This window comes from Streptomyces cinnamoneus, from assembly GCF_002939475.1.
Taxonomy (GTDB): domain Bacteria; phylum Actinomycetota; class Actinomycetes; order Streptomycetales; family Streptomycetaceae; genus Streptomyces; species Streptomyces cinnamoneus_A.
In genome coordinates this window covers 6036297-6058385 of record NZ_PKFQ01000001.1, presented here as the reverse complement: position 1 = coordinate 6058385, position 22089 = coordinate 6036297, and the positions used below count along the sequence as shown (strand labels likewise).

Here is a 22089-nt window from a genome sequence, read left to right as displayed (position 1 = left end):
GCAGGTCACGCCAGGGTGTCCAGCCAGTCCTCGACCGCCCGGGCGGTCGTCTCCGAGTGGTCCTCCAGGACCGTGAAGTGGTCCCCCGGCACCTCGACGAGGGTGGCCGGCAGGTTCCACTGGGCGCGCCAGGCCTCGCTGGGCAGGTCGCGCAGGTCCTCCGCGAACGGGTCCGCCGCCTGCAGGAACAGGGTCCGCGTCCCGATCGGCTGGGCCTCCCACTGCGCGAAGATCCGGTTGTAGCCGCCCATCGCGGTGACCGTGAGGTCGGTGATGGACGAGTACGTGCCGTCGCGCCGGAGCACTCCGCCCATCATCGCCGACGTCAGCTCCGTCCCCATGGCGCCGGAGACGGCGTAGCTGTCGGCCAGGACCAGGGCCGTCGCGGGACTGCCGAGCTCCTCGAGCCGGGCGGCCACCGCGTGGGCGATCCAGCCGCCCGCCGAGCGGCCGACGAGGACGAAGGGCTCACCGGCGGCGCAGGCGAGCGCCGCCTCCGCCTGGACGGCCGCCAGTGCCTCCACGGACTGCGGCAGCTTCTCGCCCGGGGCGAACCCGGGCTCCGGAAGGACGTGCACCTCGCGGCTGCCGCGGAACGCCGCGGCGAACCGCGCGTACTCGTGGGAGCCCGACGTGGCGCTGAACGACGGGAAGCAGAGCAGCACGGGACGCTTCTCGCCGCGGGCCAGCCGGATGGGGTCCGGGAGCGTCCCCACGTCGGCGGGGGAGGCGAACTGCGGACTGATGGTAGAGGCGGCGATGCCCAACTGCATCGCTTCGATGATCTTCCCTTCCTCGCCCGCCTTCTTGTACAGCCCGGCGATGGTGACGGGAGCGGTGTCCCCCGCGCCGGTCTCCGCCGCCGGGGCCGGGGTGGCCGGCGTGCCGACGCCGTCCTCCGCCAGGCGTGCCCGCAGGTGCGCCACCAGCGCTCCCGGGGTCGCCTGGTCGAAGACGACCGTGGGCGGCAGCCGCAGGCCGGTGACGGCGTTGAGGGCGTTGCGCAGTTCCACCGCTGTCAGTGAGTTGAACCCGGACTCCAGGAACGTCACACCGGCCTGCACCTCGTCGACGGACGCGTGTCCGAGCACGACCGCCGCCTGGGTGCGGACGGCCTCCAGCAGGACGGCGTCCCACTCGTGCGCGGGGAGCGCGGCCAGGCGCCGCCGCAGCGCGCCCGCCTCACCCCGGTCCGCCTCCAGCGCGCGCCGTGCCGGGGTCCGTACGAGGCCGCGCAGCACCGCCGGCACGCCGGCGGGCCAGGACTGCTCGCGCAGCGCCGTGACGTCGAGCTTGGCCGGCACGAGGAGTGCCCGGTCGCCGGTGAGGCCGGCGTCGAACAGGGCGAGGCCCTCGTGGGAGGCGAGCGGGGCCATGCCCGCCCGGGAGAGCCGTTCCTCGTCCGCCTCGTCGAGCGTGCCGGTCATGGCACTGGTCTCCGCCCACGCTCCCCATGCCAGGGAGACGCCGGGCAGCCCCAGCGCCCGCCGGTGCTGTGCCAGGGCGTCGAGGAAGGTGTTGGCTGCCGCGTAGTTGCCCTGACCTGCCGCGCCGAGCACACCGGCCGCCGAGGAGAACAGCACGAAGGCCGACAGGTCGCGGCCCCGGGTGAGCTCGTGGAGGTTGAGCGCCGCGTCGGCCTTGGGCCGCAGGACGGCGTCCACGCGCTCGGGGGTGAGCGCGGGAAGGACGCCGTCGTCGAGGACACCGGCCGCGTGCACCACACCGGTCAGGGGCCGGTCGGCGGGGACGGCGTCCAGGAGCGCGGCGAGCGCCACGCGGTCGGCGGCGTCGCAGGCCTCGACCGTGACGGTCGCGCCCAGCGCGGAGAGTTCGGCGACGGTTCCGGCCGCGCCGTCCGCGGCGAGCCCGCGACGGCTGGTCAGCAGCAGGTTCCGTACGCCGTGCTCGGTCACCAGGTGCCGGGCCACCAGGGCGCCGAGCGTGCCGGTGCCGCCGGTGACCAGGACGGTGCCGTCCGGGTCGAGCGCCCGCTCCCGCGTGCCGGCCGTGCCCGCCCGGGCCAGCCGCGGCACCAGCACCTGCCCGTCGCGCACCGCGGCCTGCGGCTCGCCGGAAGCCACCGCCGCGAGGACGGCAGCGGTGTCCGGGGCCGCCGTCGCGTCCACGTCGAGCATCACCAGGCGGTCGGGGTTCTCCGACTGGGCGGAGCGTGCCAGGCCCCACAGGGGGGCGTGGACGAGGTCCGGCACCGTCTCGCCGTCGACGGCGGCGAGGGCGCCGCGCGTCACCAGGACGAGCCGGGAGGAGCCGAAGCGCTCGTCGGCGAGCCACGTCTGGAGCAGTTCCAGGGCCTGCCGGGCAGCGCCGCGCACGGCGTCGCCGGAGGCCTCCGGCGCCGGGTCGCAGGGCGCCAGCACCACGTCGGGGACGGCGTCACCGGAGGCGACCGCCGCGCCGAGCGCGGTCAGGTCGGGATAGGCCCGGGCCGCCGTGCCGGTGGCCGTCAGCGCGTCACCCAGCCCCAGCCCGTCGGCGCCCAGGACCGCCCACGGGCCGGAGGGTGCCGCGGGCGCCTGCGGACCGGCCGCCGTCCATGCCATCTCGAAGAGCGCATCCCTTCGGGCACCGGCCAGTTGACCGGGGGCCAGGGGGCGCAGCGTCAGCGAGTCCACGGAGGCCACCGGCCGGCCGTGCTCGTCGGCCGCGGTCAGGGAGACGGCGTCCCCGCCCTGCGAGGCGAAGCGCACGCGCAGGGTGGTGGCGCCGGAGGCGTGCAGCTGGACGCCGGTCCAGGCGAACGGGAGCCGGGCCCGGCCGGTGTCCGCGACGAGCTCGCCGAGCCCGATCGCGTGCAAGGTGGCGTCGAGCAGCGCGGGGTGCAGGGCGAAGCCGTCGGGCTGCGGCCCGTCGGCCCGGTCCAGGGTCACCTCGGCGAAGACCTCGCCGGCGCCCGTCCAGACCCGGCTGAGCCCGCGGAAGGCGGGGCCGTAGCCGAGGCCGGTCTCCTCCAGACGGTCGTAGTGGCCTTCGAGGTCGGCCTCGACGACGCCCTGCGGGGGCCAGACCGTCAGGTCGTCCGGGGCCTTCTGCGCGCCGGGGGCGAGGACGCCTCCGGCGTGCCGCGTCCACTCGGTGCCCTCGGTGCGCGAGTGCACGGTGAGGGTGCGCCGGCCCGACGCGTCGGCGGCGCCGACGGCCATCTGGACCTGGACGCCGCCGCGTTCCGGCAGCACCAGCGGCGCTTCGAGCATGAGTTCCTCGACGCGGTGGCAGCCGGCCTCGTCGCCGGCGCGGACCGCCATGTCGACGAAGGCGGTGCCGGGCAGCAGCACCGTGCCGGCCACGGTGTGGTCGGCGAGCCACGGGTGGGTGTCGAGTCCCAGTCGGCCCGAGAAGAGGTACGTGTCCGACTCCGCCACTCCGATCGCGGCACCCAGCAGGGCGTGACCGGCGGGGGCGAGGCCGGCCGACGAGACGTCGCCGGCGCCCTTGGAGGCGTCGAGCCAGTAGCGGCGGCGCTGGAAGGCGTAGGTGGGGAGGTCGACGCCGCGGGCGCCGGTCCCCTCGTAGAACGCCCGCCAGCCGACGGTCACGCCGTGGACGTGCAGCGTGGACACCGCCATCAGCAGCGTCTCGGCTTCCGGCCGGTCGCGTCGCAGGCCGGGGACGAGGAGCGCCGCGCCGTCCTCGGCGAGGCAGCCGCGCGCCATGGCCGTGAGGACTCCGTCGGGGCCCAGCTCCAGGAAGCGGGTCACCCCCCGGGCCTCCAGGGCGGCGATGCCGTCCGCGAACCGTACGGCCTCCCGCACGTGCCGCACCCAGTACTCGGCAGAACCGAGCTCGCCGGCCTCCGCCGGGGCTCCCGTCACGTTCGACACCACCGCGATGCGCGGCGTCCCGTAGGCGAGGCCTTCGGCCACGCGGCGGAAATCGTCGAGCATGCCGTCCATGTGGCCCGAGTGGAAGGCGTGGCTGACGCGCAGCGCGGTCGTCTTGACCCCAGTCGCCGCCAGCTGGGCGGCGACGGCCGTGACGGCGTCCCGGTCCCCCGACAGCACCACGGAGGCGGGGCCGTTGACCGCCGCGATCCACACGCCGGAGGTGCCGTCGACGGCCGCACGCACGTCCTCCTCGGACGCGGCGACCGACACCATCGCACCACCGGACGGCAGGGCCTGCATCAGGCGGGCCCGCGCCGCCACCAGGGTGGCGGCGTCCTCCAGGGAGAGCACACCGGCCACGTGGGCCGCCGTCAGCTCGCCGACGGAGTGTCCGGCCAGGTAGTCCGGCTCGATGCCCCAGGACTCGGCGAGGCGGAACAGCGCGGTCTCCAGGGCGAACAGCGCGGGCTGCGTGAAGCCCGTACGGTCCAGCAGCTCCGCGTCGTCGCCGAACACCACCTCGCGCAGCGGCCGGTCGAGGTGCCGGTCCAGTTCCGCGCAGACGGCGTCGAAGGCCTCCGCGAACGCCGGGAAGCGCGCGTGGAGTTCGCGGCCCATGCCCAGGCGCTGGGCGCCCTGGCCGGTGAACAGCACCGCCAGCTTGCCCGCGCCCGCCACGCCCCGGACCACGCCCGGAACGGCGCTCTCACCAGCGGCCACGGCCGACAGCGCGGCCACCAGCCGGTCCCGGTCCGGCGCCACGACGGCCGCACGGTGTTCCAGGGCGGCCCGCGACGTCGCCAGCGCGTAGCCCACGTCCACGGAGGACAGGGCGGGCTCGCCCTTGGCAGCCGCCGCCAGGCGTCCGGCCTGCTCCCGCAGCGCCTCGGCGCTGCGGGCCGACAGCACCCACGGGACCATGGGAGCGACGTCCGGCCGGGCCGTCTCCTCGGTGGCCTCGGGGGCCTGCTCCAAGATGACGTGGGCGTTCGTGCCGCTCACGCCGAACGCGGACACGGCGGCCCGGCGCAGGTCCTTCTTCTCGGGCCAGGTCTTCTGCTCGGTCAGCAGCTCGACGGCGCCCGCGCTCCAGTCGACGTGCGGCGACGGCTCGTCGACGTGCAGGGTCCGCGGGAGCACCCCGTGCCGCATCGCCATCACCATTTTGATGATGCCTGCGACACCGGCGGCGGCCTGCGTGTGACCGATGTTGGACTTCACCGAGCCCAGCCACAGCGGCCGGCCCTCCGCGCGTCCCTGGCCGTAGGTGGCCAGCAGGGCCTGCGCCTCGATCGGGTCGCCCAGTGTCGTACCCGTACCGTGTGCCTCCACCGCGTCCACATCAGCAGCGGACAGACCAGCGTTGGCCAGCGCCTGCCGGATCACCCGCTGCTGCGACGGACCATTGGGCGCCGTCAGACCATTCGACGCACCATCCTGGTTCACCGCCGAACCACGCACCACGGCCAGCACGGGGTGACCGTTGCGACGGGCGTCGGAGAGCCGCTCGACGAGCAGCATGCCCACGCCCTCGGCCCAGCCCGTACCGTCCGCCGCACCGGCGAACGCCTTGCAGCGGCCGTCGGGCGCGAGGCCGCGCTGACGGCTGAACTCCACGAATCCGACCGGGGTGGACATCACCGTGACACCGCCGACGAGGGCCATGGTGCACTCGCCCTGCCGCAGCGACTGTGCCGCCAGGTGCAGCGCCACCAGCGACGAGGAGCAGGCGGTGTCCAGGGACACCGCGGGGCCTTCCAGGCCGAAGGTGTAGGAGATCCGGCCGGAGACGACGCTGCCGGCGTTTCCGCTGCCCAGCTGGCCCTCGACGGACTCGGGTGCCTGGGTGAACCGGGCGGCGTAGTCCTGACCCATGACGCCCGCGAACACGCCGACGCGCTCGCCGCGCACGGAGTGCGGGTCGACGCCCGCCCGCTCGAAGGCCTCCCAGGAGGTCTCCAGCAGCAGGCGCTGCTGCGGGTCCATGGCGAGGGCCTCACGCGGGGCGATGCCGAAGAAACCAGCGTCGAAGTCGGCCGCGTCGTGCAGGAACCCGCCGTCGCGGGCGTAGCTCGTCCCCACGTGGTCGGGGTCCGGGTGGTACAGCGCCTCCAGGTCCCAGCCGCGGTCGGTGGGGAACGGCGATACGGCGTCGCCGCCCGCCGCGACCAGCTGCCACAGCTCCTCGGGAGAGGCGACGCCGCCGGGGTAGCGGCAGCTCATGCCGACGATGGCGATCGGGTCGTCGGCGACCGGGGCCTGCGACGCGGCCGTCCCGTCGGGTGTGCCGGGGCCGGTCTCCGCCAGTTCGGCGGTCAGGTGCCTGGCGAGGGCGACCGGCGTGGGGTAGTCGAAGATCAGCGTGGCGGGCAGCCGGAGGCCGGTGGCCGTGTTCAGGCGGTTGCGGAGCTCGACGGCGGTCAGCGAGTCGAAGCCCAGGTCCCGGAAGGAGCGCTCGGCCGCGACCTCGCTCGCGGAGCCGTGCCCGAGGACGGTCGCGACGTCGCCGCACACCAGGTCCACGAGCGCGCGCTCCAGTTCGGCTGCGGGCAGCCCGGCGAAGCGCCGCCGCTCGGGGGCGCCACCGGCTTCGGACACGCGGCGACCGCGCGTGCCGACCAGGGCCCGCAGCAGCGGCGGTACGTCGCCGCTCCGGGCGCGCAGCCGTGCCACGGCCAGCCGCATGGGCACGAGGAGCGCCGCGTCCGTGGCCCCGGCGGCGTCGAGCAGGGCGAGGCCCTCCTCGTTCGAGAGCGCCTCGGCCCCGGTACGTGCCATCCGGTCGATGTCGGTGCTCGTCAGCTGCTCGGTGACGCCGCTGGTCTGGGTCCACAGCCCCCAGGCGAGGGACTGTCCGGGCAGACCGAGGGCGCGACGGTGGTGCGCGACGGCGTCCAGGAACGCGTTGGCGGCCGCGTAGTTGGCCTGTCCCGCCGCACCGACGATGCCCGCGGCCGACGAGAACAGCACGAACGCCGACAGGTCGAGGTCGCGCGTCAGCTCGTGCAGGTTCAGCGCGGCATCGACCTTGGGACGCAGGACGGTGTCCAGGCGCTCGGCGGTCAGGGACTCGACGACACCGTCGTCGAGGACGCCGGCCGTGTGCACGACGGCGGACAGCGGCGGCTCGATCCGGCTCAGGAGCCCGGCCAGGTCGTCACGGTCAGCGACATCGCACGCAGCGATCGTCACCTCGGCAGCACCCAGGGCGACCAGTTCGTCGCGCAGCTCCACCGCACCGGGGGCGTCCGGACCACGCCGGCTCGTCAGCACCAGACGCTGCACACCACCAGCAGCCACCAAGTGCCGGGCCACCACAGCACCGAGAGCACCGGTACCCCCGGTGATCAGGACGGACCCGCCCCAGGAGACGGGCTCCTGCTCGACAGTGGGAACCACGGCCCGCACGAGCCGGGGCACACGGGCCGCACCGGCCCGCACCGCGACCTGCGGCTCGTCGGTGGCGAGGACCGACTCCAGCAGACCGGCGGGCGGCTCGCCATCGACGTCCAGCAGGACGAACCGGCCCGGGTTCTCCGACTGCGCCGAACGCACCAGGCCCCACACCGCGGCGCGGGCGAGGTCGGTCACGTCCTCACCGTCGTCCGCGGCCACCGCCCCACGGGTGACGAAGACCAGGCGCGACGAGACGAACCGCTCATCGGCCAGCCATGCCTGTACCAGCCCCAGGGCCCGCTCGGTCGCCTCGCGCACGCCCGACGCCACATCGGCGTCGCCGTCACCGAAGGTGGGCACCAGCACCACGCCGGGAGCGTGACCGGCGTCGATCCCGGCCCGGAGGGCGTCCAGGTCGGCGTAGGCCTCCGCGGAGGTACCGAGGTCGTCGTGCCCGAGCACGGCCCAGCCCCGAGCCTGGTCCTGGCTCGTCGCAGACGTCCGCAGGGGAACCCAGTCGAGCCGAAACAGCGAGTCACGGACGGCGGCACCGCCCGCTTGGAGCTTGTCGACCTCCACGGCCCGCAGGGTCAGCTCATCGACACGGATCACCGGGCGGCCACTGCCGTCCACCAGCGCCAGGGACACGGCGTCGGTACCCGCCGGGGACAGCCGCGCCCGCACCACGGAAGCGCCCAACGCCTGGAGCGAGACGCCGCGCCAGGAGAACGGCAACCGTGCCCGGCCCGTGTCGTCGGACGGCGACTCGAGGACGCCCCCGAGGCCGATCGCGTGCAGGGTGGCGTCGAGCAGGGCCGGGTGCAGGCCGAACGCCCGCGCGTCGGCTTGGGTCTCCTCCGGCAGGGCGACCTCCGCGAAGACCTCGGTGCCGCGCCGCCACACGCCGCGCAGCCCACGGAACGCGGGGCCGTAGGTGTACCCGTTCTCGGCGAGCGACTCGTACGCGCCCTCGGTGGGCACCGTCACGGCGTCCTGCGGCGGCCACACCTGCATGGCCGGGTCGGACTCGGCTTCGTGCGGGTCGCGCCCCGAGGGTGCGAGCACACCGGTGGCGTGACGCGTCCAGTCGTCACCCTGCGAGGCGTCCAGGAGCACCGGCTGGGGCGTCTCCGGAACGGGCCGGGAGTAGATGTCCAGGGACCGCCGCCCCGCGTCGCCGGCCGCGCCGACCACGAGCTGCACCTGGACCGAGCGGTCGTCGGGCAGGACGAGCGGCGCCTCGATGGTCAGCTCCTCCACCTCGTCGCAACCCGCCATGTCACCGGCCCGGACAGCCAGTTCCACGAAGGCCGTGCCGGGCAGCAGGACCGACTCCCCCATCGCGTGATCGGCCAGCCACGGCTGCGCGCCCAGGGACAACCTGCCCGTCAGGACCGCCCCGTCGCTCCCGGCCAGCATCACGGCGGCCCCCAGCAGGGGGTGATCCACCGGCGCGAGCCCGGCGGAGGACACTCCCTCCGGACGGATGTCGGACGGCTTGGGCCAGTAGTGCCGGTGCTGGAAGGCGTAGGTGGGGAGGTCGACGCGGCGGGCGCCGGTCCCCTCGTAGAACGCGCACCAGTCGACGTCCGTACCGTGAACGTGCAGCGTGGAGAGCGCGGACAGCAGCGCCTGCTCCTCCGACCGGTCACGACGCAGAGCGGGGACGAGCAGCGCGTCCTCAGAGACGCACTCACGTGCCATCGCGGACAGCGTCCCGTCCGGACCCAGCTCCAGGAACCGCGTCACACCCTGGGCGCTCAGAGCCGCGATGCCATCCGCGAAACGGACAGCCTCCCGCACATGACGCACCCAGTACTCCGGCGCACACAGCTCCTCGGCCGTCGCACCCGTCACATTGGAGACGACCGGAATACGCGGCGCGTGGTAGGTGAGGGTCGCCGCGACCTTCCCGAACTCCTCCAGCATCCCGTCCATGTGACCCGAGTGGAACGCATGGCTCACCCGCAGACGCTTCGTCTTCACACCGGACTCGGCAAGCGTGCCGGCCAGACGCAGCACGGCATCCTCGTCACCGGACACCACCACGGACGACGGCCCGTTGACCGCGGCCACCGACACACCGCCAACACCGTCAAGTGCCGCCAGTACCGTCTCCTCTGAAGCGGTGACCGACACCATCGCACCACCCGACGGCAACGCCTGCATCAACCGCGCCCGCGCCGCCACCAACACCGCAGCATCCGCAAGCGACAACACACCCGCCACATGGGCGGCCGTCAGCTCACCGATGGAGTGGCCCGCGACGAAGTCGGGCGTGACACCCCACGACTCCACCAACCGGAAAAGCGCCACCTCGACGGCGAAGAGCGCCGGCTGCGTGAAGCCCGTACGGTCCAACACCTCCGCGTCCTCACCGAACACCACCTCACGCAGCGGCCGATCGAGATGACGATCCAGCTCCGCACAGACAGCGTCAAAGGCTTCCGCGAACACCGGGAAACGACCGTACAACTCATGGCCCATCCCCAGACGCTGAGCACCCTGACCGGTGAACAACACCGCCAGTCGGCCGTCACGGCCCGTGCCCTCGACCACACCGGCTGCGGAGGCGCCGGAGGCCAGCGCGGACAGCGCGGCCAGGGCACCCTCACGGTCAGCCGCCACCACCGCCGCCCGGTGCTCCAGAGCGGCCCGCGTCGTGGCGAGCGAGTAGCCCGTATCCGGCACGGTCGCGTCCGGCGTGGACTCGACGAAGGCGGCCAGTCGCTGTGCCTGCGCGCGCAACGCCTCAGCGCTGCGGGCCGACAGCACCCACGGCACCGACGAGCCGCCGTCCGCAGCGGGTGCGTCCTTCGCCTCGACGGCCGGGGCCTGCTCAAGGATGACGTGCGCGTTCGTACCGCTCACACCGAACGCCGAGACGCCCGCCCGGCGAGGCTCACCGGTCGCCGGCCACTCCACCGCCTCGGTGAGCAGCTCGACTGCACCTGCCGACCAGTCGACCTTCGCGGACGGCTGGTCGACGTGGAGGGTTCGCGGCAGGACCCCGTGGCGCATGGCCATGACCATCTTGATGACACCAGCGACACCGGCAGCGGCCTGCGTGTGACCCAGGTTCGACTTCACCGACCCCAGCCACAGCGGCCGGCCCTCCGCACGACCCTGGCCGTACGTCGCCAGCAGCGCCTGCGCCTCGATCGGGTCACCCAGAGTCGTACCCGTACCGTGCGCCTCCACCGCATCAACCTGCTCGGGAGCCAACTGCGCGCTTTCCAGCGCCTGCCGGATGACCCGCTGCTGCGAGGGGCCGTTCGGCGCGGTCAGGCCGCTGCTCGCGCCGTCCTGGTTCACGGCGGAACCGCGGATGATCGCCAGCACGGGGTGGCCGTTGCGGCGGGCGTCGGAGAGGCGCTCGACGAGCAGCATGCCGACGCCCTCGGCCCAGCCCGTACCGTCGGCGGAGTCGGAGAACGCCTTGCAACGACCGTCCGCCGCGAGACCGCCCTGGCGGCTGAACTCCACGAACGCGCCCGGCGTCGACATCACGGTGACGCCGCCGGCCAGGGCCATGGAGCAGTCGCCACGGCGCAGCGCCTGGCAGGCCAGGTGCAGGGTCACCAGGGACGACGAGCACGCCGTGTCGACGGTGACGGCCGGCCCCTCAAGACCGAAGGTGTACGCCACCCGGCCCGAGAGCACGCTGCCGGCGCTGCCGTTGCCGAGGAAGCCGTCGCCGCCGCCCGGTGTGCGCTCCACGAGACCGGCGTAGTCGTGGTACATGAGACCGGCGTAGACGCCGACCTTGCTGCCGTGCAGGCCCAGCGGGTCGATGCCCGCCCGCTCGAACGCCTCCCAGGAGGCCTCCAGCAGCAGCCGCTGCTGCGGGTCCATGGCCATGGCCTCGCGCGGCGAGATGCCGAAGAACTCGGCGTCGAACTTCGCCGCGCCGTCGAGGAACCCTCCCTCGTACGTGGTGCTCGAGCCCGGCCGCTCCAGGTCGGGGTCCCGGAGCCTTTCGAGGTCCCAGCCGCGGTCGGTGGGGAATTCCGCCACTCCGTCGCCGCCCGCGGCAAGGAGCTCCCACAGGGCGTCGGGCGAGTCGACGCCGCCCGGGTAGCGGCAGCTCATCCCCACGATGGCGATGGGCTCCGTCGATATCTTGGCGAGCTGCTGGTTCTGCTGCCGCAGCCGCTCGTTTTCCTTCAGAGAGGCGCGCAGGGCCTCGACGATCTTTTCGGTGGGTGTGCTCACTTTATCCTCCGCAACTGGCACGCCTGTTTCACGACTGGGCATCGCCCAGTGCCCGCTGCACGAGGCTTTCCACGTTCAATTCATCAATGAGGTCGAGGCCCGTCACACCGGTCTCGTGGACTTCCTCGATCTCGGACTCGGGCTGCGCAAGCTGAAGCAGTACGTCCAGCAGACCGGCCTGCCTGAACCGGCTGACCGGAATGGACGCCAGCGCCGCCCGCAGCTCGGCCTCTTCGGGATCGACGTCGGCGGCACCGCCGGCGTTCGGAAAGAGCTGCTCGCGCAGGTGCTGCGCGAGGGCGAGGGGCGTCGGGTAGTCGAACAGCAGCGTCGACGGCAGCCGCAGCCCCGTCGCGGAACCGAGACTGTTGCGCAGCTCGACGGCCGTGAGCGAGTCGAAGCCCGTGTCGAGGAAGCCTGCCCGAGGCGCGAGCGCGTCCTGGCTGGTGTGCCCGAGGACGGCAGCGGCCCGCGTACGGACGAGGTCGAGGAGGAGGCGTTCGCGATCCGCCTCGGGCGTCGCGAGCAGGCGCTCCTTGAGCCCCGACTCCTGACCACGACCGGCATCGGCGACACGACGGACCGCAGGCGCACGCACCAGACCACGAAGCACCACCGGCAGATCCGGCTGACCCGCCAGCACAGAGGTGTTGAGGTGAATGGGAGCCAGCACCGCGTCGTCCACCGCACGAGCAGCGTCCAGCAACGCGAGCCCCTCGGCCTCCGACAACGGCCGCAGACCCGCACGCGTCATCCGCGATACATCCGCCTCGGACAGCCCACCCGTCATACCACCGTCCTGCGCCCACAGGCCCCAGGCAAGAGACTGCGCAGGCAGACCCTCAGCACGGCGCTGAAGAGCAAGAGCGTCCAAGAACGCGTTCGCCGCGGCGTAATTACCCTGACCAGCCGCACCGAACAAACCAGCAGCCGACGAGAACAGCACGAACGCCGACAGGTCGAGGTCACGCGTCAGCTCGTGCAGGTTCAGCGCAGCATCCACCTTGGGACGCAGGACGGTGTCCAAGCGCTCGGCGGTCAGGGACTCGACCACACCGTCGTCCAGGACACCGGCCGTGTGAATCACAGCAGACAGCGGAGAATCGAGCGAGCCCAAAAGCTCCGCAAGCGCCTCCCGGTCGGCCGCATCACACGCCACGACCTCTACCTCAGCACCCAACGCAGTCAGTTCGTCGCGCAGCTCCACTGCCCCGGGGGCGTCCGGACCACGCCGGCTCGTCAGCACCAGACGCTCTACGCCGTGCCCGCCCACCAAGTGCCGGGCCACCTCAGCACCGAGAGCACCGGTACCACCAGTGATCAGAACCGTGCCACCCCAGGAAGCAGGCTCCTGCTCACCGGCGGGAACCACGGCCCGCACGAGACGCGGCACACGCACCGCACCGGCACGCACCGCAACCTGCGACTCGCCAGAAGCAACCACCGCCCCCAGCAGATCAGCGGGCAGGTCACCATCAGCGTCCACCAGGACGAAACGGCCCGGGTTCTCCGACTGAGCCGAACGCACCAAACCCCACACCGCAGCATGCGCCAGATCCGCAACACCCTCGCCACCAACAGCGACAGCACCACGCGTCACCAACACCAACCGCGACGAAACAAACCGCTCATCGGCCAGCCAACCCTGAACCAACCCCAAGGCCCGCTCAGCCGCCCCACGCACCCCCAACGCGACATCACCACAAGCAGCACCCACACACGGCACCACCACAACATCCGGCACACCACCAGCACCCGAAACATCAGCCAGCGACGCAACAGACTCAACAACCAACCCCTGAGCCCCACCACCAGCCAACACCAACGACTGCCACTCCACCCCGAACAGGGAGTCCTGCTGGGGCTCAGCCGCCGCACGAAGCTGCTCCACGGAGAGCGGGCGAATCGTCAGTGCATCGACGGATGCGACCGGCTGTCCCGTTCCATCGGCGACAGTCAGCGACACCGCATCCGTTCCGGCAGGCGATAGCGCCACGCGGAGAACCGAGGCACCTGTCGCATGCAGCGACACGCCACTCCAGGAGAACGGCAGATGCGCCTGAGCGGAATCGTTCGAGTCGCCTGCCGCCATGGCGTGCAGCGCGGAGTCCAGGAGAGCCGGGTGCAGACCGAAGAGACGGGCCTCGGAAGCGGCCGTCTCAGACAGCGCGACCTCGGCGTACGTCTCCTCGCCGCGCCGCCACACCGCACGCAGCCCCTGGAACGTCGGGCCGTACGTCAGGCCGGCCGCCGCGAAACGCTCGTACAGGCCCTCGATGTCGACAGCCTCCGCGTTCTCCGGCGGCCACACCACGAGGCCGGCCACCGGCGCGGTGTCGCCCGCAGCCAGAGTTCCGCTGGCGTGACGCGTCCACGGTGTGTCCGTTCCCGCGCCTTCCGGGCGGGAGTAGAGCGCGAACGCGCAGCGCCCGCCGTCTTCGACTGCGGAAACGGACACCTGGACCTGGACCGCTCCCCGCTCAGGCAGTACGAGCGGAGCCTCCAGGGTCAGCTCCTCCACTGAACGGCATCCGGCCTGGTCACCCGCGCGCACGGCGATTTCGAGGATCGCCGTGCCCGGGACCACGATGACGTCGGAGACGGTGTGGTCGGCGAGCCAGGCGTGCGTGTCCACGCCGAGCCGTCCGGTGAACAGGTGACCGTCACCCTCTGCGAGCCGCACAGCAGCACCCAGCAGCGGGTGTTCGGCCGAGGACAGACCGGCCGACGTGACGTCGCCGGCCGCCTTCGTGGCGTCCAGCCAGTAGCGCTGGTGCTGGAAGGCGTAGGTGGGGAGGTCGACGCGGCGGGCGCCGGTCCCCTCGTAGAACGCGCACCAGTCGACGTCCGTACCGTGAACGTGCAGCGTGGAGAGCGCGGACAGCAGCGCCTGCTCCTCCGACCGGTCACGACGCAGAGCCGGGACGAGCAGCGCGTCCTCAGAGACGCACTCACGTGCCATCGCGGACAGCGTCCCGTCCGGACCCAGCTCCAGGAACCGCGTCACACCCTGGGCGCTCAGAGCCGCGATGCCATCCGCGAAACGGACAGCCTCCCGCACATGACGCACCCAGTACTCCGGCGCACACAGCTCCTCGGCCGTCGCACCCGTCACATTGGAGACGACCGGAATACGCGGCGCGTGGTAGGTGAGGGTCGCCGCGACCTTCCCGAACTCCTCCAGCATCCCGTCCATGTGACCCGAGTGGAACGCATGGCTCACCCGCAGACGCTTCGTCTTCACACCGGACTCGGCAAGCGTGCCGGCCAGACGCAGCACGGCATCCTCGTCACCGGACACCACCACGGACGACGGCCCGTTGACCGCGGCCACCGACACACCCGTGACGCCCTCGACAGCAGCCAGGACATCCGCCTCCGGCGCCGCCACCGACACCATCGCACCACCCGACGGCAACGCCTGCATCAACCGCGCCCGCGCCGCCACCAACACCGCAGCATCCGCAAGCGACAACACACCCGCCACATGGGCGGCCGTCAGCTCACCGATGGAGTGGCCCGCAACGAAGTCAGGCGTGACACCCCACGACTCCACCAACCGGAAAAGCGCCACCTCCACAGCGAACAGAGCGGGCTGCGTGAAGCCCGTACGGTCCAGCAGCTCCGCGTCCTCACCGAACACGACCTCGCGCAGCGGCCGATCGAGATGACGATCCAGCTCCGCACAAACCGCATCGAACGCCTCAGCGAACACCGGGAAGCGCGCGTGGAGTTCGCGGCCCATCCCCAGACGCTGAGCACCCTGACCGGTGAACAACACCGCCAGCTTGCGCATGTCCGCCACGCCCTCGACCACACCCGGCGCGGAGGCGCCGGAGGCGAGCGCCAACAGCGCCGCCACAGCACCCTCACGGTCAGCCGCGACCACCGCCGCCCGGTGCTCCAGCATCGCGCGCGAGGTCGCCAGGGAGTAGCCGACGTCCAGGCGGGACGAGCCGGACCCGTCCTTCACCGACGACGCAAGGAGCCCAGCCTGCTCGCGCAGGGCCTCGGCGCTCCGAGCGGACAGCACCCACGGCACGGCCGAATCAGTGTCCGGAGCAGTGGCCTCTTCGGTCACTGCCGGAGCCTGCTCGATGATGACGTGCGCGTTGGTGCCGCTGATGCCGAAGGAGGACACGCCGGCACGACGGGGCTCGCCGGTCTCCGGCCACTCCACCGCCTCGGTCAGCAGCTCGACAGCGCCCGCGCTCCAATCCACGTGCGGCGACGGCTCGTCCACGTGCAGTGTCTTCGGCAGCACACCGTGCCGCATCGCCATCACCATCTTGATGATTCCTGCGACACCGGCGGCGGCCTGCGTGTGACCGATGTTGGACTTCACCGAACCCAGCCACAGCGGCTGACCCTCGGCGCGCTTCTTGCCGTAGGTCGCCAGCAGGGCCTGCGCCTCGATCGGGTCGCCCAGCGTCGTACCCGTACCGTGCGCCTCCACCGCGTCAACCTGCTCCGGCGCAAGACCAGCACTCTCCAGCGCCTGCCGGATCACCCGCTGCTGCGACGGACCATTCGGCGCCGTCAAACCATTCGACGCACCATCCTGGTTCACCGCCGAACCACGCACCACCGCCAACACAGGATGGCCATTGCGCTCAGCATCCGACAGCCGCTCGACGAGCAGCATGCCCACACCCTCAGCCCAACCCGTACCATCCGCCGCACCAGCGAAGGACTTGCAGCGGCCATCGGCCGCCAGGGCGCGCTGACGGCTGAACTCCACGAAGATGCCGGGGGTCGAAAGCACCGTGACACCGCCGACGAGGGCCATGGTGCACTCGCCCTGGCGCAGCGACTGAGCCGCCCAGTGGAGGGCCACGAGGGACGACGAGCACGCCGTGTCCACGGTGACCGCAGGCCCTTCCAGGCCCAGCGAGTACGAGATCCGGCCCGTGGCGACGCTGCCCGCGCTGCCGTTGCCGAGGTACCCCTCCAGGCCTTCCGGGATCTCCTGGAGCCGGGATCCGTAGTCGTGGTACATCACGCCGGTGAAGACGCCGGTGCGGCTGCCTCGCAGGGACGTCGGGTCGATGCCCGCCCGCTCCAGCGCTTCCCAGGAGGTCTCCAGCAGCAGACGCTGCTGCGGGTCCATGGCGAGGGCCTCACGCGGCGAGATACCGAAGAAGCCCGCGTCGAACTCGGCCGCGTCGTGGAGGAAGCCGCCCTCGCGCGCATAGCTCGTGCCCGAGCGGCCCGGGTCGGAGTCGAAGAAGCCGTCCAGCTCCCAGCCGCGGTCGGTCGGGAACGGGGAGACACCGTCACCGCCGGAGGCCACCAGCTCCCACAGGTCCTCCGGCGAGTTGACCCCGCCCGGATAGCGGCAGCTCATGCCGACGATCACGATCGGGTCGTCGTCGACGGCCACGGAGGAGGAGACCGGCGCCGGCATGGCCGAGGCGAGGTCGTCACCGAGCAGTTCGGCCCGGAGTAGTTCAGCGATGGCGGACGGCGTGGGGTGGTCGAAGACCAGAGTGGACGGCAACCGGAGGCCGCTGTCCGCGTTCAGGCGGTTGCGCAGCTCCACGGCTGTCAGCGAGTCGAAACCGACTTCCTTGAACGCACGCAGGGGCTGGACCGCGTCGGGTGAACCGTGTCCCAGTACGGCCGCCACATGGGTACGGACGAGGTCGAGCAGGACGCGTTCGCGGTCCGCCTCGGGCGTGGCCAGCAGGCGCTCCTTGAGGCCCGACTCCTGACCACGACCGGCATCGGCGACACGACGGGCCGCAGGCGCACGCACCAGACCACGAAGCACCACCGGCAGTTCCGGCTGACCCGCCAGCACAGAGGTGTTGAGGTGGATGGGGGCGAGCACCGCGTCGTCCACCGCACGAGCAGCGTCCAGCAACGCGAGCCCCTCGGCCTCCGACAACGGCCGCAGACCCGCACGCGTCATCCGCGATACATCCGCCTCGGACAGCCCACCCGTCATACCACCGTCCTGCGCCCACAGGCCCCAGGCAAGAGACTGCGCAGGCAAACCGCCAGCGCGACGCTGGAGAGCGAGAGCGTCCAGGAACGCGTTCGCCGCAGCGTAGTTGCCCTGACCAGCCGCACCGAACAAACCAGCAGCCGACGAGAACAGCACGAACGCCGACAGGTCGAGGTCGCGGGTCAGCTCGTGCAGGTTCAGCGCGGCATCGACCTTGGGACGCAGGACGGTGTCCAGGCGCTCGGCGGTCAGGGACTCGACGACACCGTCGTCGAGGACGCCGGCCGTGTGCACGACGGCGGACAGCGGCGGCTCGATCCGGCTCAGGAGACCGGCCAGGTCGTCACGGTCAGCGACATCGCACGCAGCGATCGTCACCTCAGCAGCACCCAGGGCGACCAGTTCGTCGCGCAGCTCCACCGCACCGGGGGCGTCCGGACCACGCCGGCTCGTCAGCACCAGACGCTCCACACCACCAGCAGCCACCAAGTGCCGGGCCACCACAGCACCCAAAGCACCCGTACCACCAGTGATCAAAACCGTGCCACCCCAGGAAGCAGGCTCCTGCTCACCAGCAGGAACCACGGCCCGCACCAGACGCGGCACACGCACCGCACCGGCACGCACCGCAACCTGCGGCTCGCCAGAAGCAACCACCGCCCCCAGCAGATCAGCGGGCAGCTCCTCATCAGCGTCCACCAGGACGAAACGGCCCGGGTTCTCCGACTGCGCCGAACGCACCAAACCCCACACCGCAGCATGCGCCAGATCCGCAACACCCTCGCCACCAACAGCGACAGCACCACGCGTCACCAACACCAACCGCGACGAAGCAAAGCGCTCATCCGCCAGCCAGCCCTGGACCAACCCCAGAACCCGACCCGACGCCTCACGCACACCCAACGCCACATCACCACAAGCAGCACCCACACACGGCACCACCACAACATCCGGCACGCCACCAGCACCCGAAACATCAGCCAGCGACGCAACAGACTCAACAACCAACCCCTGAGCCCCACCACCAGCCAACACCAACGACTGCCACTCCACCCCGAACAACGAATCCCGCTGCCCATGAGCGAGCTGCTCTCGGGTGATCAACCGCAGAGTCAAGGAGTCCACAGTGGCGACCGGGGCCCCGGTGCCGTCCGCGACCGTCAGCGAAACGGTGTCCGTACCGGCAGGGGCGAGGCGGACGCGAAGGACGGAGGCGCCGATCGCGTGCAGCGACACGCCACCCCAGGCGAACGGCATGCGGGCCTGGCCGGACTCGGCCAGGGCGCTGAGGCCGAGTGCGTGCAGAGCGGCGTCCAGCAGGGCCGGGTGCAGACCGAAGCGGGTCGCCTCGGAGGCGATCTGCTCCGGCAGCGCGACCTCGGCGTACGTCTCCTCACCGCGGCGCCACGCAGCGCGCAGGCCCTGGAAAGCGGGGCCGTAGGCCAGACCGGCCTCGGCGAAGCCGTCGTAGAGGCCGTCGAGCGCGACCGGCTCGGCTCCCGCCGGGGGCCACACCGTGAGCTCCGCCGCGGGGCCCGCGACGGCGCCGTTGGCGAGGGAGCCGCCGGCGTGCCGGGTCCAGGGCTCGTCGGTCCCGGCCCCGGCGGGACGGGAGTAGAGAGTGAACGCGCAGCGACCGCTGTCGTCAGCGGTGCTCACGTGGATCTGCAGCTGCACCGAGCCGTGCTCGGGGAGCACGAGGGGGGCTTCCAGCGTGAGTTCCTCGACCCGGTCACAGCCGACCTGGTCGGCGGCCTGGAGGGCGAGTTCCACGAAGGCCGTGCCGGGCAGCAGCGGGGCACCCATCACGGCGTGGTCGGCTATCCAGGGGTGCGTCCGCAGGGACAGCAGTCCGGTGAGCAGCAGGCCGTCGTCGTCGGCGAGGGACATGGCCGCGCCGAGCAGCGGGTGGTCCGTCGCGTTGAGGCCCGCCGCGGTGACGTCTCCGGTCGAGGGGACGGGGTCCTTCGGCCAGTAGTGCTGGTGCTGGAAGGCGTACGTGGGAAGGTCGACGCGACGTGCACCACTCCCCTCGTAGAACGCGCGCCAGTCGACGTCCACGCCGTGAACGTGCAGCGTGGCGAGCACGGACAGCAGCGACTCCGCTTCCGGCCTGTCACGACGCAGGGCCGGCATGAGAACGGCTGCCGGGTCCGGCAGGCACTCACGTGCCATGGCGGACAGGGTCCCGTCCGGACCCAGCTCCAGGAACCGCGTCACACCCTGAGCGCTCAGAGCGGCGATGCCGTCCGCGAAACGGACAGCCTCCCGCACATGACGCACCCAGTACTCCGGCGCACACAACTCCTCCGCCGTCGCCAGGCCGCCCGTCACATTGGACACGACCGGAATGCGCGGCGCGTTGTAGGTGAGGGTCGCCGCGACCTTGCGGAAGTTCTCCAGCATCCCGTCCATGTGACCCGAGTGGAACGCATGGCTCACCCGCAGACGCTTGGTCTTCACCCCCGCCGACGAGAAGCTCTCCGCGACCCGGGTCACGGCGTCCGCGTCACCGGAGATGACCACGGACTCGGGGCCGTTGACCGCGGCCACCCATACGCCGTGGGTGTCGTCGGTCGCCGCCCGTACGTCCGCCTCCGGCGCGGCCACGGACACCATGACACCACCCGCCGGCAGCGCCTGCATCAGCAAGGCACGCGCCGCGACCAGCTTCGCGGCGTCGGCGAGGGACAGCACGCCGGCCACGTGCGCCGCCGTCAGTTCACCGATCGAATGACCGGCGAGGCAGTCCGGCGTGATCCCCCACGACTCGGCGAGGCGGAACAACGCGGTCTCGACGGCGAACAGTGCGGGCTGCGTGAAGCCCGTACGGTCCAGCGACTCCGCGTCCTCGCCGAACACCACCTCGCGCAGCGGCCGGTCGAGATACTGGTCCAGTTCCGCGCAGACCGCGTCGAAGGCTTCGGCGTACGCCGGGAAGCTCTCGATGAGTTCGCGGCCCATGCCCAGGCGCTGGGCGCCCTGGCCGGTGAACAGCACCGCCAGCTTGCCCGAGCCCGCCACGCCCTCGACCACTCCGGCCGCGGGCCTGCCGGCGGCGAGCGCCGCGAGACCCGCGGCGATCCCCTCACGGTCGGGGGCCACGACTGCCGCGCGGTGCTCCAGCGCGGCTCGGGTGGTCGCGAGGGAGTATCCGACGTCGAGCGGGGAAGCGGTCGCTGCCAGCGGTGCCAGGCGGGCGGCCTGTTCCCGCAGCGCCTCGGCGTTCCGTGCCGACAGCACCCACGGCACCGCCGGTCCGGCGTACGGAGTGGGCTCGTCCGTCTCCTCGGCCGCGGGAGCCTGCTCAAGGATGACGTGCGCGTTCGTACCGCTCACGCCGAACGCGGACACGCCGGCCCGGCGGGCCTCTCCGGTCACCGGCCAGGCCTGCTGCTCGGTGAGCAGCCGCACGGCGCCCGCCGACCAGTCCACCTTGGTGGACGGCTGGTCGACGTGCAGGGTCTGCGGCAACACGCCGTGCCGCATGGCCATCACCATCTTGATGACACCCGCGACACCGGCGGCAGCCTGCGTGTGACCCAGGTTCGACTTCACCGACCCCAGCCACAGCGGCCGGTCCTCCGCGCGGCCCTGGCCGTACGTCGCCAGCAACGCGTGCGCCTCGATCGGGTCACCCAGCGTGGTCGCGGTGCCGTGGGCCTCCACGGCGTCGACCTGCTCGGGTGACAGGCGTGCGTTCGCCAGCGCCTGCTCGATGACCTGCCGCTGGGCGGGACCGTTGGGCGCGGTCAGACCGTTGGACGCGCCGTCCTGGTTGACCGCCGAGCCACGGAGGACGGCCAGCACGGGGTGACCGTGCCGCTGGGCGTCCGAAAGGCGTTCCAGCAGGAGCACGCCGGCGCCCTCGGCCATGCCGGTTCCGTCGGCGGCGTCCGCGAAGGACTTGCAGCGGCCGTCGGCCGCCAGCCCGCGCTGGCGGCTGAACTCCAGGAAGACGCTGGGCGTGCCCATCACGGTGACGCCGCCGGCGAGTGCCATGGTGCACTCGCCCTGGCGCAGCGACTGTGCCGCGAGGTGCAGCGCGACGAGCGACGACGAGCAGGCCGTGTCGATCGTGACGGCCGGGCCCTCCAGGCCGAGGGTGTACGAGACCCGGCCCGACAGGACGCTGGCCGCGCCACCGGTCATCAGGTAGCCCTCGACCTCGTCGGACGAGCGTTCCAGCCGGGCGGCGTAGTCCTGGCCGTTGGTTCCGGCGAAGACGCCGACCTTGCCGCCGCGCAGGGACGTCGGGTCGATGCCCGCCCGCTCCAGCGCCTCCCAGGAGGTCTCCAGCAGCATGCGCTGCTGGGGGTCCATCGCCACGGCCTCACGCGGGGATATGCCGAAGAATTCCGCGTCGAATCCGGCGGGCGCGGAAAGGAACCCGCCCTTCCGTACATAGCTGGTGCCGGGGCGGTCCGGGTCCGGGTCGAACAGCGTGTCCAGGTCCCATCCACGGTCCGCCGGGAAGTCGGAAATTCCGTCACCGCCCGTGGCAAGCAGTTGCCACAGCTCCTCGGGTGTGCTCACCCCGCCGGGGAACCGGCAGCTCATCCCCACGATCGCGATCGGCTCCTGGTCCCTGGCGTCCATGACGCGCAGGCGCTCGTGCGCCTTCTCCAGGTCAGCCGTCACTCGCTTGAGGAAATAGCGAAGCTTGTCTTCATTCCCCATCAA

Annotated in this window: 2 protein-coding genes; both read right to left on the bottom strand. The window is 72.2% G+C overall.

The window, feature by feature from the left end; all coding sequences use genetic code 11:
* Window positions 1-5: 5 nt before the first annotated feature.
* Window positions 6-11456 carry a type I polyketide synthase gene (locus CYQ11_RS26630; protein WP_243469292.1) on the bottom strand — a complete coding sequence of 3817 codons (11451 nt, stop codon included), beginning with the start codon at window positions 11454-11456 and terminating at the stop codon, window positions 6-8.
* 28 nt (window positions 11457-11484) lie between these two features.
* Complete coding sequence (locus CYQ11_RS26625; protein ID WP_104651096.1) at window positions 11485-22086, bottom strand: type I polyketide synthase; 10602 nt, start codon at window positions 22084-22086, stop codon at window positions 11485-11487.
* Window positions 22087-22089: the final 3 nt, after the last annotated feature.